Source organism: Natronococcus sp. JC468 (assembly GCF_012163165.1).
Classification (GTDB): Archaea; Halobacteriota; Halobacteria; order Halobacteriales; family Natrialbaceae; genus Natronococcus; species Natronococcus jeotgali.
Window position 1 is genome coordinate 61,141 of sequence record NZ_JAAVUO010000018.1, and the last position, 15,413, is coordinate 76,553.

Here is a 15,413-nt window from a genome sequence, read left to right on the forward strand (position 1 = left end):
AACAGCGGCCGACCTGAGACGTAGCGCTCGAGGCAGCGGCGATCAACGCTCGTTCGAACGACACGCGCGGGATACCGCAGGGAGCGCGTGTCGCTACAATCGTGAGGAGGAAAGTGAGGAAAAAGTACTCCGAAGGCGCTCTAAGACGGGTTGGGGGAGTAACCTGGAGCCGGCCGAGACGGTTGGCCACTGTAAGAGGCTTCTGGCAATATATGGATACTTGGCCACTGAGCCGCAGTTTGCGGCCTTCGAACCGATCGATTGGTACTGACTTGCGCGTGCTTTCCGGCGTTCGATCCACGAGAGCCGGCGATACTTCTCCTGATGTTTCGCTCGGATGCGGTCCATCGCCTCGATATAGCGCTCGTACGCGCCGGTCATCTGATCGCTGGGATCGTCGTGTTTGGTCCATTCGATCATATACGCTGGATCGTAGCGGACCTCGCCGTATGGGAGCAGACGAATCCACAGCTCCCAGTCCTGACAGCCGGACATCTCGGCGTCAAATCCGTTCACGTGATCGAACACGCTCCGGCGGACAGCTACCCCAGAGGTCGTTCCAATCTTGTTCTTGATCAGGATCTCCGTGGAAAAGTCGCCCGTCGGGTCACTGTCAATCCGATAGCGCTCGGTGCCCTGATTGTCGACGGCGACCCGGCCGGAGTACACGAGCACGACATCGTCGTCGAACAGCGCAAGTTGGCGTTCAGCCTTTTTCGCCCGCCAGCGATCATCATCGTCTAAGAACATTAACACATCACCAGATGTCGCTTCTGCACCGAGATTTCGGGCAGCAGCAGCACCCACCCCATCGGTCTCGATATAGTGTGTCTCGAGAGACGAGTCGTTGAGATGAGCTCTGACTGACGAGTAATCGCAATCCGAGCCGTCGTTGACGACAACGACCTCCGTCACACCACCGGTCTGGTTCTCGACACTCTGGATCGCTCGAATCGCCCGTTCCGGCCTGTTGTGTGTCGGAATTATAGTCGATGCTTCCATGACGTGGTGAGCCGCTGTGCCCGCTTTCGTGGCGAAATAGCCACTTCACGATTCATTTTCGTAGCGCTACATAGTGCTGCAAACAGGATATATGTATGGGTGATTGAATAAGAAATTGAGAAGATGAACAAGAGATAAGCAGTGATCATCCCGATCGCAAGGGTTCGCTCCGAGAGTTCGGTACTGATATCCTGGAGATATCCCACACACAACAGGATGATGGCGGAAGCGAACAAGAGGGCTGCCACGATCCCGCCCGCGACGGCTGCTTGGAGGATCATGTTATGTGGATAGACGGCCCCCGTTGTCTGTGCGTAGGCACCGAGACCGTTGCCGAGTGGGTTCTCAACGACCATGTTCACCGCAGTCGTATAGAGGTCAATCCGTTCAGCATTCTCGAAATTATACACGAGTGATGCCATTCGATCGAGGATAATGGTCGACATCACTCCCTGGCTGATCAGAACCCCAACGACGACAAGAGCGAATACGATCGCGGCGAAAGCGCGTTTGAGAGCCGAAATCGCAACATCTCGTGAGGACTGCCACAGGATAAGGCCAACACCGAGTACTGTTGCGCCAATCACACCAATATAGATTCCTCGACTGTGGAGTGAGACGACGGTCATCAGCATCACGACCGACGAGACACCGATTGCAGCGAGTGACCGCCGCGAAAACGAGGACTGGGGATGAATAAGGTATGCGATAACCGAACAGAGCGCGAGCGCGATCGGAAGGACCACCGTATTATAGTGAAACGAATCGGGGAGGGCGCCGAGCGAGTAAACCTCGAGCAGGTAGCCGAGTGAAACGACCACCGCCCACCCGACTTGGAGGACCGAATACCAGACGACATCGTCGGCCGTGACTGTTCCCAGGATGACCGTCACGACGACTAGTATGAAGAGTAAACTCATGATATCGAGCGGGGCGGTCCTGACAGCACCACCGAAGCCGAGGTACCCGGGAAGGACCATCAGTACGGATGACAGTCCCAGCAGACCAATCACGATGGAATCACGCACCGAAAGACTCCATTGCGAGTCGAGATAGCGTCTCCCGCCACGGACTACTAACGCGAGGATAGCGACGACGTTGACGACCGACGTCGGACCGGTAAAGAGTTTGATGCTCGGTGTGTTGATGATGAGAAGGAGGGCCAGTGCCATCAGGAGGGCGCTATTGTCCCTCCCATCCCGATCGAAGAAGCGGTGACGCCACCTCCCCATCATTGGTAGCCCAGCGCTTTGAGTCGGTCCTCGAGATCGTCGTTATCCGCATCCCGCTCCTGTTCAGTCGGGGCGTCGGACGTAACGTCTCGCCGGGATTCGTACGGGAACTCGAACCACGGAACCTCAATTAAGCCACGAGCACCAGAGCGACCAGGATGGCCGTACATCCGCACCGGGATCGGCCATCCTCGTTCACCAATCAGGTTGCCGTGATCGGCAGAGATGACGACTTTCCCATCGATGTCCTGAAGGAGCGGCTCGAGTTCTTCAAGCACGAGACGAAGATTTTCCTCGTAGGCCTTGATGACCCGACTTCGGGAGACGTCAGCAGTCCCGGTCTGAAGTTGCGTCCAAATCGATGCGCCCACCGCATCAAAGTCCCCGTCAGGCGCATATCCGCGATGCTCGATCTCCTCGCCGAGACTGCCGAGAAACGGATAATGTGGCTGCATATAGTGGGCAATGATGCGTTTGTGCGGATACGACTCGTGTGCTGCCCGGACCGCCTCATTCATTGCTTCTGGAGTGACGGTCTGGCGCTCGTCGTCCCAGTCGGTACGGTAGACGTCTTCGTGGGCATGAAACGTCTCGTCCGCGAGGTCGGCAGTGTGTGGGTTTGCAGAGACATACACCGTATCGTGGAACTGCTCTCCGCCGAAATTCTCCGCAAGAAACTCCGCGGACGTACTCCCTTTCGAATACCGCCGTGAGAACGTTCCAGAGAACTCGCACAGCCGGAAGAACATATCCGATCGACAGGCATCCAGTAAGACGAGGGTGTCCCAATCCTCCTCCATCACCGCTGTTCTCTCGGCTTTCGATGGCCCAACTAACGATGTGAACGCCGTATGTGCGTATCTGCTTGCGATCCGAGCTTTACTCAAACCTAGTTGAATCAAATCTGTTTCCTCCTTCACGATTCCCATCAATACCAAAAGATAGCCTGACTTTGACATGAATCCATCGGTTGATACTGAACTGGCAAGCGGCCAGTTACAGCGGATCTCCTGTCGGAACGAAGACAGCAGAGTAAAGTACCGGCTGTCGAATCCACGAGTTAATGTCGGAATCTGACGGACGCGAAGCGGTTCAGTCCTCTCTTTCATCGATAACGAACGGTGCGGGGTTATTCTTCGCCGGTCGACTTCTCTCTCGAGGCCTCCGATTCCTCCTCAACTTCTTGCTAACACGCGGACTCGGAGCCGCAGTCTACGGTGTTTACGGCTACGGCATGACCCTCTTCTCGATCGCGATCATCCTCGCCCGCTTCGGGACTGGACAATCCGTTCTCCGATTTCTCCCAACCTATGAGGACGATCCGAAACGCCGGAATCGAATCGCCGGGCTCGCGTATCTGACTGCCCTGATCGGGAGCATCCTTGTCGCACTCACCATCTACGTCTCTGCACCCTTTGTCTCCGCACTCACACTTGACACACCACTGTTGGTCGACACGCTCCGCATTCTCGCCGTTGCTCTCCCGTTTACGACAGCGACCAAACTGACAACGTCGATGTTTCGTGCTGACGATACGATCAAATATCAGGTACTCGTCGACGATATGTTCCGTCCAATCGTTCGGATTGTGCTTGTCGGTGTCGCGTTGGCGCTCGGATATACGCTACTTGGCGTTCTCGCGGGTATCGTCGTCGGTGCGATTGTCGTCTCTGCAGTGGCGCTGTCGGTTCTCTACTCGCGAACCTCGCTTGGCCCGACGCTGAGCGGCGAGTGGACGCAGAAAGAGTTGTCGGAGTTCTATTCCTACTCCGCGCCACTCACGCTCAAAGATGTCGGTACGATCCTCTACAACCGAATCGACATCCTCATGGTTGGATTCTTTCTTGCAGACACCGCTGTCGGGATCTATCGTATTTCTGTGATGGTTGCAATGATGCTCGTCTTGCCGTTGACAGCGTTCAATCAGTTGTTCCCGCCCATCGCCTCACGACTGTACGATAGCGGAAATCTTGCAGAGCTAGAATCAATCTACGAGACGGTCACTCGGTGGTCGCTGACAGTTGCGATTCCACTGGCGCTTGTGAGTGGGCTGTATAGCAGCGAACTACTGGCTGTCTTCGGATCAGCGTTTACCGAGGGCGCGCTCGTCCTTGCACTCTTCACAGTCGGTCAAGTCACTAACTCTGCCGTCGGCCCGAGTGGCTATATGTTGATGATGACGGACCATCAGTATCTCACACTCATCAACCAAGTGATTCTCGGAATCCTGAACGTGGCGTTAAACTATATCTTCATTGTGAATTTCGGCCTGATCGGGGCGGCACTTGCGACTGCGTCTGTGCTGGCCTTTGTCAACGTACTCAGGGTAGCTGAAGTCCGGTACCTCGAAGGGATGATACCGTACTCCGTCGCCTTCGCAAAACCCCTTGTCGCCGGTTTCGTGGCCGGACTCGTGATGTTCGGGCTCTCAACGATTCTCGACGGATATGTCCTTCTGATCGGCGGTTCAATAGTCGGCGGCCTCGTCTTCCTCGGTGTCTTAGTAGCGCTCGGCATCGAGACCGACGACCGGGAGCTTTTCGAAGAACTGATCAATAATAGAGGTGCCTGACGTGTAGGAGACCGTGTTTTCGTGTGATCCCTCCTTGAAAGCGATCCGATTGGGGGAATCGCGGCGTTCGTTTGCACGAGTGCTCTTCCGGTGCTAGCGCTACCACCCCTCATGCAAAGTGAAAACCGAGTAACGAATCGGCTATCCAGAAGACCAATGGTGTCGGCAACTGAACGCAACCCTATGTCTGACGCCGATCGTGACGAACTCGACAGCGTTCGCCCGCAGGCGGTCCTCGAGGATCCGAAGGGCTGTACCATCGCTCAGCTCGAGGTGGCGCTGGATACGCTCGGCGATAACGAACGAAGAGCGTGGCTCGAGGACCACCCGAAGGTTTCTGAAGACCTGGGAGGGCCCTGGAGCAAGATACTCGAGGGGTCCGTCAAGACACTCAGTCAGGAACACGGGGACCACCGCCAGCGCCACGAGTTCGAGATTGACGAGGGGATCTACCAAAACACGACGATCCACACACCCGAGGGAGAGACACACCCCGTCGGCGAAGTGTATCTCTGGGCGAAGTGCTTCGATGGAACCTATAATGCCAACCTCAAGCAGCGAAACGGCCTGCCGGAGGTCGACCTTGAGGGGTGCGAGCTTGAGCTCCGATCTACGGACGGTGTCCAGCTGCTCCGGGCGACAATCACTGATGAGTCGGACGAGACACTCAGGAACTCGCTGTATTTGAAACTCGGTCCGAACAACCCCGCCGAGAACGACTAGAGAGACGATATCCAGACAGGCAGCGCTGTGCGGCCTGATCTGAGGAGCCAGTGAATGTCCCCCGATCCTGATGAGATACTGTTACACCAGAGGAGAATATTCTTTGCACCAATTATAGTGGGGAAAGCGGAAATCATTAGGTCAATTTGAATAAATAGCATATTATGTACCGACGAGGTTTATTAGCCGGCGCTGGAGCCACCACAGCAGTCTTGGCAGGATGTGCGACCCAAGACGAGAGGAACGGCCCCGGTAATGCGCTTCGGGACGATACCCCTCCCAAAGTCGGTAGCGATGAGAATGAGACCAACGGAGACGATTCGGAAAACACCGATGAGACCGAGGAAAGCGATGAGCGAGGAGAGGAACGCGACTCTGGCGACTCCGAGGGCGGACGGAGGGATGAATCCAGTGCTGGCGAGGGAACCGAGCCGAGTTCGGCAACGGTAGCCAGCGAGAATAGTTCAGACGAGAATACAAGTGCTGGCGCCGGGAACAACCCGGACTCGAACTCGAGTGCTGGAACCGGAAACGTCTCGAACCCGAATGCAAGTGCTGACACCGAGAACAACTCGAACTCGAGCCCTGGCTCTGGAGGTAACCTGAATTCCGGTTCGGGTACTGGGAACAACACCAACTCAAGTGGTACCGGAAACACCTCGAACTCGAGTACCGGCACCGAGAACAATAGCAACCCAGATGCTGGTACTGGAATCCCCTCGAATTCGAACTCCAGTGCGGATACTGAAAACAACTCAAATTCGAGTGCTGGTACCGGGAACAACTCGAACTCTACGGGTGTCGGGAACAACTCGAACTCGGGAGCTGGCACCAGAAATAGCTCGGATTCGAATACAGGCACTGGAACCGGAGGCGGCTCGAATTCGAGTGCTGGTCGGAATACGAATGCGCCAGCCGGAAATCGGAGTGGAAATAGCAGCGAGAACAGGACGGTACTTGGAAGACTGCTTGGATCGTGACATCCTCCACGCCGTAAACGACGTGGATCCCGACCGCTGTTGGGATATTGCGGTTTCGCTCTTCTGTGAACCGCCTCGGGGTCAAGCCCCGAGGCTTCCCGTGGTTTAATTGGACACTCCCACGCGACCATCGGCTTGGTGGCCTCGAACGGTTGCGTGGGTCACGGTCGGCTGGTTCACACAGCCCGATGCCTGCGGTCGCAGTTTCCGAACAACCGGAAGCATGTTGAGAGCAGGCACATTTCGATTCAACGATTCCAATCCTTTCTTCGCAATATTCACTGCCGCGTTTCGGTCAGCGTGGTCTTGCCGACCACACGCGTTGCACTTGAACCGCTTCTTCCGGCGATTCGACCGAGCCGTATGCTCACACCTTGAGAAAGAACACGTCTGGCTGGTGTAAGCCGGGTCGATGTCATCGTTCGGAATCCCCTCGAACGCCGCTTTGTACGCGACGAACGAGCGGAGTTTGTGAAATGGCAGGGAGTGCAACCGACGGTTCATCCGAGTGCCGTAATCAATCGAATCTCGCATATGCTTGAGGTCTTCAAACACAACGAGCGGCGACTCGAATTGCTGAACCCACTCTACAATTCGCCGGGAGACTTGGTGGAGCTGGTTGTGAACGTACCGTTCTTCCTTGTCCTCGAACACGCGGTCGAACGCTGTCTGGCCAGCGTTTTGCATCCGCTTCCGCATCGTGAAGTACCGATGACGCTCTTCCTTGATTTCAGGGTAGTCGATGACCACCGAATCAGCGATGCCGTCTTCACGAAGGGCTGAAAGGGCTACGCAATCCTCGTTGATGTCTACTCCGACGACAGTCTGAGCATCGTGTTTATCTTGAACCGTGGCTTCGAGATGAGTGACGTTGACGTGCAGTTCGTGATTGCCGTTACGCGTCATTGCTTCAGCGGTTCCCACACGCCAGTCGTCACTTTCGAGGGCTTGTTCGAGAAGTTCGAGGTTGTCTGGTGCGCCACGAAGTGTGCCTTTCACCGGATTGTACGGTTTGGCACTGATTCGGTAGTGTATCCCACCATCTTTGAGGGAGAGGTTGTATCCCTCAGTGAAGTTCATTCGCAACGGGTATGGCCCGGTCTTCTCGTGACCGGGAGTGTTGTAGTCGTCGCGGTCGTAGGACTGCTGAAGTGCGTTGAGTGCTTTGGCGACGATACGTTGCGTGGTGTTCTTCACAAGGTCAGCTTCGTCTTCAAGACGTGGTGAGATGTCGTCCCAGTCCGTCCCGTTTTTCGCTAATTGGATGGTCTGGTTGTACACCCATCGCGCTTCGTGGTACGCTTCGGAAAGAAGTCGCTCATCACCGGATTGGAGTTGGAAGATGAGTGTCTTCGTGAGCGACTTCTTCATACCCTAATCGACGGGCTCGAGTGTTGTAAAGGTATAGATTAGCGTTGATAGGTTAGGCGTTGTCGGCTTCACCCTCGGGGTCAAGCCCCGAGGCACTCGCCTTGAACCGCCTGTAGAAGATTGGCGATACCGTTCAGCTGCTGCTCTCGAACCAAAGAGGGAAAGGAAACCACGCTAGTGCCGCTTCAATCGTGACGTAGGTGTCATGTTTTGGCGTTCCAGTCGTTAAAAGGGGACCTGAGGCGGAGAAGCTAGTAGTTCGAGGCAGAAGCAGCATTAGCGGATAGAAAATTCACAGGTCACTCGCGCCACTTGCTCACGAGAACCGTACTGGTCCGTCCACTCGACTCAACATGATCCCTCATCTAAGCAGTCCTGCGGTGGTCGAGAGTTCCGTCCACTGAACTCGTACACCTCCTCCTCGAGATAGGTGTACGCGGCGGTTCCCGCCGGCGTGATCGTGACGAGGTCCTGGTCCTGATCGTAGACGACGAGGTCCGCGTCCGCAAGCGTTGGCACGTGGTTGTGGTACAAATCAAGATACAGCTCCCTGACCGCGTCGGCCGGAACTCCGTCGATCGTCGCTCCATGTTCCTGAACCGCGAGCTCGTCCGCGAGGTCGGCGAGAGTTACGACGTGGTGTTGCACGACACAGGCCAGTACGGCCCGCCGCCGGCGATGAGCGAGTGCTGCGAACGGAACGTCCGTATCAGTACGTGACATTGTTAGAGAGACACACTCGATGTTGGCCACACAAACCGCGATAAGGCTGCCGGTTGCGGTAGGACTGCCCAGCATCTCTGACAGGATCCAATACTGTGGCACAGCACGAGTCTGAACAACGCTATTGGGTTCTGCGGTGTAATTAAGCAAACCAGAAGAGTTCACGGACCTCGAGAAACTTCACTCAATCACAAGGTTGTTTACGATTCTCAGTAGAAGTATGTCTGACTGACGTTAAAGTAACGGTTCGTCGTGGGGAGTAGTATATGGTGAATCCAGAACTCGGCGTACAAATCGTACGACAGATCGCCGCACACGAGGGAATCGACGCGGCCGATCTCGAGCCACCGCTGCAGGCGGTAGTTGATGTCGATGCACTCGAACGACTGGTCCATCCCTGTCCGCAGACACGAACCGACTTCACCGGTTCCGTCTCGTTCGTGTACGCTGACTACCAGGTGACCGTCGACCATACCGGCGCTGTTTCGGTCAGCCCGACTCAAGACGCCGTATCCGATGCGGGCCCCGACCGGCAGGCCGCCGACACCTGATAGGCCTGAATACGTGCGTTCGTCCTTGTTTCCAGCACCCCGATAACAGAGAGTACATCTCACACGGTGAGAACCTCGTTCTTCGACTCGAAGAACAGACTGTCAGCGGTTGACGGCTACTCGAGCGGGGGGTTCCGCTCCAAACGAGACAACAGGGTCCCAGATCGACGATCACTTCCAGCGACGCACTCACGGCACTGATCTCGAGGGCCAATCCTCGAGTCTGGAACGGGTAGTTCGATCGAGCAACTACAGAGATAAGCCCGATTCAAGCGGATGGATCCTCGTCCTCGATGAGCCGAACACACCACGGAAACCGTCGCCCGTCTCTTTGCTACTCGGCTCTCGGATACTGGAACGTCACAGATTAAACTCAATCTTCTCATCACCTTCCAGAAATTATAAATATAGATAATAGAATAAAAGACAGTAGCAGAGAAGGATAATGGCAGGGACCATCACCATTGAGTTAGAGAACGGTCGCCGGCTCGAGTTTGATGAGATCGCCGTCTTAGAGCGGGAGAACGGGCGGTGGCTGCGATGTATCCGCGTGAAGCCGAGCTCTCGCGAGCACCTGCCTGTAACTACCAAGTACTATCATCTCGAGTCTGAGGTCGAACGAATCTTTCGGTAGGGAGTGTGCTATCGGAGGAGTGTCATGACCAGTTATTATTCAATCACCAACGCTCTCCTCCACTGAGCCGATTTATACGCCCGTATCGGACTCTAGGCCACCGCCGGGTATCCATGATCGTTACCAGCCGGCACTTCTCGGTGTGCGTATCTCGAGACGAAACGGGCCATCGACTCGAATCTCTAACTATATTACCGAACACAAAATACTATTATATAACAACCACATGTGATGGAACCATGCAAGCTGTCGTACTCGCTGCCGGCGAAGGAACACGCCTCCGACCGTTAACGGAGGACAAACCGAAGGGAATGGTCGAGGTCGACGAGAAGCCGATCATCACGCACTGTCTCGACCAACTCGTCGAACTCGGCGCCAGCGAGTTCGTCATCGTCGTCGGCTACCTCAAGGAGAAGATCATGGATCACTACGGCGACGAGTATCGCGGCGTTCCGATTACCTATACCCACCAGCGCGAACAGAAGGGACTTGCCCACGCCCTGCTGACCGTCGAGGAACACATCGACGACGACTTCATGCTGATTCTGGGTGACAACATCTTCGAAGCGAACCTCGAGGACGTCGTCCGCCGCCAGCAGGAAGACCGCGCGGACGCGGCCTTCCTCGTCGAGGAAGTTCCCTGGGACGAGGCCTCGCGATACGGGGTCTGTGATACGAACGCCTACGGCGAGATCACCGACGTCATCGAGAAACCCGACGATCCGCCGTCGAACCTGGTGATGACCGGCTTCTACACGTTCACGCCCGCGATCTTCCACGCCTGTCACCTCGTCCAGCCCTCCAACCGCGACGAGTACGAGATCAGTGACGCGGTCGACCTCCTCATTCAGTCGGGCCGGACGATCGATGCGATCGGCCTCGAGGGCTGGCGGATCGATATCGGCTACCCCGACGACCGGGACGAGGCCGAGGACCGCCTCCAGGACGCAGAAATGCCCGCGGCAGGCGACTAAGAACGCTAGATCCAGACCCAACACCGACGCCGAGTTCCTCTGGAAGACGATATTCTTTTTAAGATAGGATATTGCTTATTAAGCAATGAAAATCTTAGTAACTGGTGGCGCCGGCTTCATCGGCGGCAACCTCACGGAGGCCTTCGCTCGCGGCGGCCACGACGTGACGGTCCTGGATAACCTGGATCCGTACTACGATATCGGGATCAAGGAGCACACGATCGAAACCTGTGAGGCAGCCGCGTCGGAGGCCGGCGGCACCTACGAGTTCGTCGAGGGCGACGTCCGCGACGACGACCTCATCGCAGACCTCGTCGGCGATGCGGACGCGATCTACCACCAGGCCGCCCAGGCCGGCGTTCGGACGAGCGTCGATAACCCCCGGAAGCCGAACTCGATCAACGTCGACGGCACGCTGAACGTCCTCGATGCGGCACGGGACTCCGAGACCGAACGCGTCGTCCTGGCGAGTTCGTCGTCGGTGTACGGCAAGCCCGAGTACCTCCCCTACGACGAGGAGCATCCGACGACGCCGGTCAGCCCCTACGGCGTCTCGAAACTGGCAGGCGAACAGTACGCGCGCGTCTACAGCGAGGTGTACGGCCTACCGACGGTATCGCTGCGATACTTCACGGTCTACGGGCCGCGGATGCGCCCGAACATGGCGATTAGCAACTTCGTCTCGCGGTGTCTGAACGGCGAGCCACCGGTCATCTACGGCGACGGCCAGCAGACGCGCGACTTCACCTATATCGACGACGTCGTCGACGTCAACCGCCAGCTGCTTCACGACGACGCGGCGGACGGCGAGATCCTGAACGTCGGCAGCACTGACAACATCGACATCCAGACGCTCGCCGAGGTGATCCGTGACGAACTCGCGCCCGAGCTCGAACTCGAGTACACGGACGCGCGCGAGGCCGACGCTGCACACACCCACGCCGATATCAGCAAGGCGAACGACCTGCTCGGCTACGAGCCCTCGCGGGATATCCGTGAGGGCGTCAGCGAGTTCATCGACTGGTATCAGACCAACCGCGAGTGGTACGAGCCACTGGTGCGTCGCTCCTAGGTGGGAGGCAGCTCGTCCGTTCGGTGACCGCGGGTACCGCTCGAATACGGACTGGGCGCCAGGTCGTACTCGAGGGGGTACGCTTACTCGCGGAGCACGAACACTATCTAGAGTCTATTCGCTTTGTAGCAGCCGTCGCTGCGAGAAACAGACCAATGATGAGCCAACCCACAAGTTCTCCCGGGATCGAGATCAGTCTCGCTGTGACGGCCAGCAACAGTATCACACTGATACCAGCGGCGACGAGGTACCAGTTATCGAATGCGCGTTCTTCAGACTCAGGAGACGTCACTGTCGATTGAACGCTGTCTGTTTCGGTCGATGGGGGATCGAGATACGGCACGAAGGCCTCGAGACGCGCAGTTGGCTCAACGAGATCCTGCGACTGGTCGTACTGGATCACTCCCACAGTATCGAGTGCCGGGAGATGAGACTGAGAGAGCGAAAGGAAGACCTGTTGGTATTGCTCTCGAGTCACGTCGCCGATAGGCGTCTCCTGTTCTGCTGCCACGAGATATCTGGCCAGCTCGGGCACGCTGAGCGGGTCCCTCGTTTCCAGCAGGTATCGGATCGTCTCTCGTCGCCGACTGTTGCTCAATAGATGAAAGATCTCATTGTCGGAGAGTGCTCGAGTCTCGGACGTGGATTCCGTAAGTGGGACGTCCGTATTCTGTGATTGGTGAGCGTTTTCGTTCCCCATTATTGGCCTTTGGTGTATTGGTGTATTCTATCTAAGTTAGAGTGATAAAATATAATAAATCCTCCCCGTTCACTAGCCGGTCTCTTCGTCCTGATTAGCCTTCTCTGCCCGAGGACGTCCCCAGAACGCGGAACGTTCTGGTGTGCGATCGAGACGCGTCGCGTCTCGTTAACCCAGAAGACATGTAGTGAATAGTGGGGACCCGTGCAACCTCAGTATCCACTTCGTGGATTCCCGCGACTTTCAGCGCGGGAAGATGTCAATTCGAAACCGACGTTGCCGTCCGCCTCGAGACTGCCTGCTGTGCAATCGGCGTATTGAGGAACGTCACAAGCGTATACAGATCGGCCAGGTTGTTGGCCCCTGCGAGATGGGCGTTGTAACATTCGTTCACGCTCTCCCAGTCCAGGAACGGGAGCTCACGGATGAGTGATTCGTTCTCGTCGATCGTCTCACGGATGAACGAATGCGATCGGATCAGATCAGCATGGTTCGGCCACGGCCCCTGTGTCGTGTAGGAGCCGGGTGTTGACGATGGCAGATGACTCCGTTTGAACGAGGTCGCGAGGCTCCCTAACCAGTGAAGTTGGAAGGGGTGTTTAAGTCCGACGCCGGTATCGCCGTGGGGAATGGCGGCCAGATCCGGCGACAATCGATCGATTGCCCGATTTATGAGATTCCCCCGGAGTAACGACTTGATTGGGATCGTGAGGAAGAGATCAATGAGACGGTTATCGAGAAACAGCGTTCCAGAGGGCATCATCTGCAAGGTGCCGTAGTAGAAGAAGTGCGACGTCCCGTTTGTCAGCGGACAGCGGCTACAAAGCACCGCCTCCCGAAGTGACTCGTACTCAACCCCGTGATCGACGATCCGATCACCACGCCGGGTAACGTTGTCCGCATAGATGTCACGGATCGAACGGTCGAGCGCGTCGGTGAGATATGACGGCGCATCGCTCGCGCGGTAGTCGATAAACTCCTCAAGGGTCGACACTTCGGTCTCGATCGGTAGTTCGAACGACCCCACCGGCCCGAGATCGACAGCTGGCTTTTGGAGATGATTAGCCTTGAACAGCATATCACCGTAGTGGCCAGTAACCAGTTCGTCGACCTCGGCAGTAAACGTCTCTTCGAACCCGGCGGCGTGGATCTGGTTGAAGTATCCACCAAACGTCGAAACCGACGGTGTCGATGCCAACGAACGCGCCTGGTACTCCTCGTCGCGACGGAGGAACGTAAAGGGGGCGTCGACAGCTTGCGCCGCCCGCCTGGCGAGGTCGGCCTCCGTGTTCTTCCAATCATTGATGTGGTAGGTGCGTACCGAACAGTCAGCGCGCTCAAGCGCGGCGAGCGTGAGCCGCGAATCGCTACCGCCGCTCAGTAGGAGTCCATAGTCCGTTCCCTGGTCGGTGCGCTCGAGCGCCGCCTGTTCGATGAGTTCCGCCAGTCGGGTAGCGTAGTATGAGTGCGATCGATCCGTCGGCTCGTACACCGGTCGCCAGTACCGATCAACAGTACGATCACCCTCGTTCAACGAAACAGTAGTCAGCGAGCCTGGTTGCAGGAGTTCGACTCCTCGAAGCGGCGTTTTCACACCGAACGTCCGCTTCAGGCTGAAATACTCCGCCAGATACTCGAGATCGAACTCAAGGTCGACGGCTTGGTGGGCCCCGAGTGTCTGCATATCGGTAGAGAAGACGGCCCCGCCGTTCACCTCAGCGTAGTGGAGTGGACGCGTGCCGAGGCGATCGGTGAAGAACGTGAGTTCTGCCTCGAGTTTGTCGTAGAGAAGGCCGACGAAATTCCCATTGAGACCGGAGACGAACTCCGTGCCGTACTCCTCATAGAGGGCTGCACAGTACGCAGCAGGCGGATCATCCGAGGGAACATACTCGCCGTCTGGCTTCTCGAACCCCCAGATCGAGCCCCACAACCAGATCGCGACGGTGCCGTCATCGGCCAATATCGGTTGGGACTCCTCATCAGACGGGTGTGAGACGGTCGTTATCGTGAGATGATTATCCGTATATGTTGAAACATCTTCTTCGCCGTGCCAGCAGAGTGGATTCTCGAGAGCTATAGAGTCTGTTCGAGGAGAACCGAATGCTCCGTATATTCCGACCATGTCACTTCAGATTATACCTTCAGTGGTATAACAGTAGTGCTGATTAACAAATCGCACAACTATCGGAAAACGGCCGGTGGATCGTTACGGGCGGCAAGAGAGGGGCCAAACCACTACCACCACTGACCAGCGGAAAGGACATCAGATCACACCGGCCACATGACCTTACTTTCTAACTGTATAATTATATTTCGAAGTATGGAAATTAAGGTAGCTAGCTATAAACGGGATGGGTGGCCCAGTGGGGGACCCACGAGACCTGGCGGACGAACCAATCTGGAGGTAACGCTTGGAACACGTTCCGCCGTGGTCAAGCCCAGTTCGGATACGCGACTGGCCTGAAGAGAACCTATCGGCACAATCGAGAGCCACTCGTTGCTCAACGCTGGGAAGTCACCGTTCCACCGTGGAGTGTGACCGTGTGGTCGAACCGATCCTCGAGCGACGGCGTGTGGCTGATCGCCACGAGTGCGGTGTCCATCGACGCCTGGGACTCGAGCAACAGGTCACTAACCCGTGTCCCGGTCTTAGCATCGAGCTACCTGGTCGGCTGGTCAGCCACCACGACGTCGGGACGATTGACGAGCGCCCGGACGGCCGCAACTCGCTGTTTGTCACCCGCGCTGAGCGCCGCAGGGTACCGGCCCGCACAGTCGGCAACCGCAAAGCGCTCGAGCAGTTCGTCTTGCGGTAGCGAGGAAACCCCGCCCCAAGGGGCGGGGAGGAATCGCGTTCGTCCGTGTCTCAACTCGCC

Annotated in this window: 13 protein-coding genes; 5 read left to right on the plus strand and 8 right to left on the minus strand. The window is 56.7% G+C overall.

Annotated elements, in window-relative coordinates; all coding sequences use genetic code 11:
- Positions 1-93 precede the first annotated feature (93 nt).
- The 3 genes from GWG54_RS12175 to GWG54_RS12185 are packed head-to-tail and all read right to left on the minus strand — an operon-like array spanning position 94 to position 3,163.
- Positions 94-1,002, minus strand: coding sequence for a glycosyltransferase family A protein (locus GWG54_RS12175; RefSeq protein WP_167938026.1), 909 nt, complete (start codon positions 1,000-1,002; stop codon positions 94-96).
- Positions 984-2,174, minus strand: a complete 1,191-nt coding sequence (locus GWG54_RS12180) for an O-antigen ligase (protein WP_167938027.1) — start codon at positions 2,172-2,174, stop codon at positions 984-986. The genes GWG54_RS12175 and GWG54_RS12180 overlap by 19 nt, the downstream gene beginning before the upstream one ends.
- Before the next feature lie 59 nt (positions 2,175-2,233).
- On the minus strand, positions 2,234-3,163 hold the full coding sequence (locus GWG54_RS12185) for a hypothetical protein (RefSeq protein ID WP_209438418.1): 930 nt from the start codon (positions 3,161-3,163) through the stop codon (positions 2,234-2,236).
- A 134-nt stretch (positions 3,164-3,297) separates the two neighbouring features.
- Between GWG54_RS12185 and GWG54_RS12190 the strand changes: the two genes are divergently transcribed.
- Positions 3,298-4,806 carry a flippase gene (locus tag GWG54_RS12190; protein ID WP_167938028.1) on the plus strand — a complete coding sequence of 503 codons (1,509 nt, stop codon included), beginning with the start codon at positions 3,298-3,300 and terminating at the stop codon, positions 4,804-4,806.
- A 183-nt stretch (positions 4,807-4,989) separates the two neighbouring features.
- Entirely contained in the window at positions 4,990-5,529 is a 540-nt protein-coding gene (locus GWG54_RS12195; protein ID WP_167938029.1) for a hypothetical protein, read from the plus strand.
- Between the two features lie 1,085 nt (positions 5,530-6,614).
- On the opposite strand, the gene GWG54_RS12200 is transcribed toward GWG54_RS12195, so the two are convergent.
- A complete protein-coding gene (locus GWG54_RS12200; RefSeq protein ID WP_167938030.1) occupies positions 6,615-7,880 on the minus strand; it encodes an RNA-guided endonuclease TnpB family protein in 1,266 nt (421 codons plus the stop codon).
- A gap of 348 nt (positions 7,881-8,228) precedes the next feature.
- A complete protein-coding gene (locus GWG54_RS12205; protein ID WP_167938031.1) occupies positions 8,229-8,603 on the minus strand; it encodes a hypothetical protein in 375 nt (124 codons plus the stop codon).
- A gap of 266 nt (positions 8,604-8,869) precedes the next feature.
- On the opposite strand from GWG54_RS12205, the gene GWG54_RS12210 reads away from it, so the two are divergent.
- The 3 genes from GWG54_RS12210 to GWG54_RS12220 all read left to right on the plus strand — a co-directional run bounded on the left by GWG54_RS12210 (position 8,870) and on the right by GWG54_RS12220 (position 11,834).
- The gene (locus GWG54_RS12210) at positions 8,870-9,154 is read left to right on the plus strand and encodes a HalOD1 output domain-containing protein (protein WP_167938032.1); all 285 of its coding nucleotides are present in this window, start codon (positions 8,870-8,872) and stop codon (positions 9,152-9,154) included.
- Positions 9,155-10,027: 873 nt separating this feature from the next.
- Positions 10,028-10,762, plus strand: a complete 735-nt coding sequence (gene aglF / locus GWG54_RS12215) for a UTP--glucose-1-phosphate uridylyltransferase AglF (RefSeq protein ID WP_167938033.1) — start codon at positions 10,028-10,030, stop codon at positions 10,760-10,762.
- A gap of 85 nt (positions 10,763-10,847) precedes the next feature.
- Positions 10,848-11,834, plus strand: a complete 987-nt coding sequence (locus GWG54_RS12220; RefSeq protein ID WP_167938034.1) for an SDR family oxidoreductase — start codon at positions 10,848-10,850, stop codon at positions 11,832-11,834.
- Positions 11,835-11,937: 103 nt separating this feature from the next.
- Here the strand turns inward: GWG54_RS12220 and GWG54_RS12225 are convergent, their stop codons facing one another.
- From GWG54_RS12225 to GWG54_RS20870, 3 genes are all read right to left on the minus strand, one after another.
- Positions 11,938-12,534 carry a hypothetical protein gene (locus tag GWG54_RS12225; RefSeq protein ID WP_167938035.1) on the minus strand — a complete coding sequence of 199 codons (597 nt, stop codon included), beginning with the start codon at positions 12,532-12,534 and terminating at the stop codon, positions 11,938-11,940.
- A 259-nt stretch (positions 12,535-12,793) separates the two neighbouring features.
- Positions 12,794-14,659 (minus strand): asparagine synthase-related protein, encoded by a 1,866-nt coding sequence (locus tag GWG54_RS12230; RefSeq protein ID WP_167938036.1) that lies wholly within the window; start codon positions 14,657-14,659, stop codon positions 12,794-12,796.
- 538 nt (positions 14,660-15,197) lie between these two features.
- Positions 15,198-15,413: ATP-binding cassette domain-containing protein (locus tag GWG54_RS20870; protein ID WP_167938037.1), on the minus strand; the 216-nt coding region annotated here is incomplete at its 5' end.

Bases quoted from the DNA above. Each gene is read 5' to 3' on its own strand.
- GWG54_RS12175 (WP_167938026.1), bottom strand. From the start codon at position 1,002: ATGGAAGCATCGACTATAATTCCGACACACAACAGGCCGGAACGGGCG.
- GWG54_RS12180 (WP_167938027.1), bottom strand. From the start codon at position 2,174: ATGGCACTGGCCCTCCTTCTCATCATCAACACACCGAGCATCAAACTC.
- GWG54_RS12185 (WP_209438418.1), bottom strand. From the start codon at position 3,163: ATGGGAATCGTGAAGGAGGAAACAGATTTGATTCAACTAGGTTTGAGT.
- GWG54_RS12190 (WP_167938028.1), top strand. From the start codon at position 3,298: ATGTCGGAATCTGACGGACGCGAAGCGGTTCAGTCCTCTCTTTCATCG.
- GWG54_RS12195 (WP_167938029.1), top strand. From the start codon at position 4,990: ATGTCTGACGCCGATCGTGACGAACTCGACAGCGTTCGCCCGCAGGCG.
- GWG54_RS12200 (WP_167938030.1), bottom strand. From the start codon at position 7,880: ATGAAGAAGTCGCTCACGAAGACACTCATCTTCCAACTCCAATCCGGT.
- GWG54_RS12205 (WP_167938031.1), bottom strand. From the start codon at position 8,603: ATGTCACGTACTGATACGGACGTTCCGTTCGCAGCACTCGCTCATCGC.
- GWG54_RS12210 (WP_167938032.1), top strand. From the start codon at position 8,870: ATGGTGAATCCAGAACTCGGCGTACAAATCGTACGACAGATCGCCGCA.
- aglF (WP_167938033.1), top strand. From the start codon at position 10,028: ATGCAAGCTGTCGTACTCGCTGCCGGCGAAGGAACACGCCTCCGACCG.
- GWG54_RS12220 (WP_167938034.1), top strand. From the start codon at position 10,848: ATGAAAATCTTAGTAACTGGTGGCGCCGGCTTCATCGGCGGCAACCTC.
- GWG54_RS12225 (WP_167938035.1), bottom strand. From the start codon at position 12,534: ATGGGGAACGAAAACGCTCACCAATCACAGAATACGGACGTCCCACTT.
- GWG54_RS12230 (WP_167938036.1), bottom strand. From the start codon at position 14,659: ATGGTCGGAATATACGGAGCATTCGGTTCTCCTCGAACAGACTCTATA.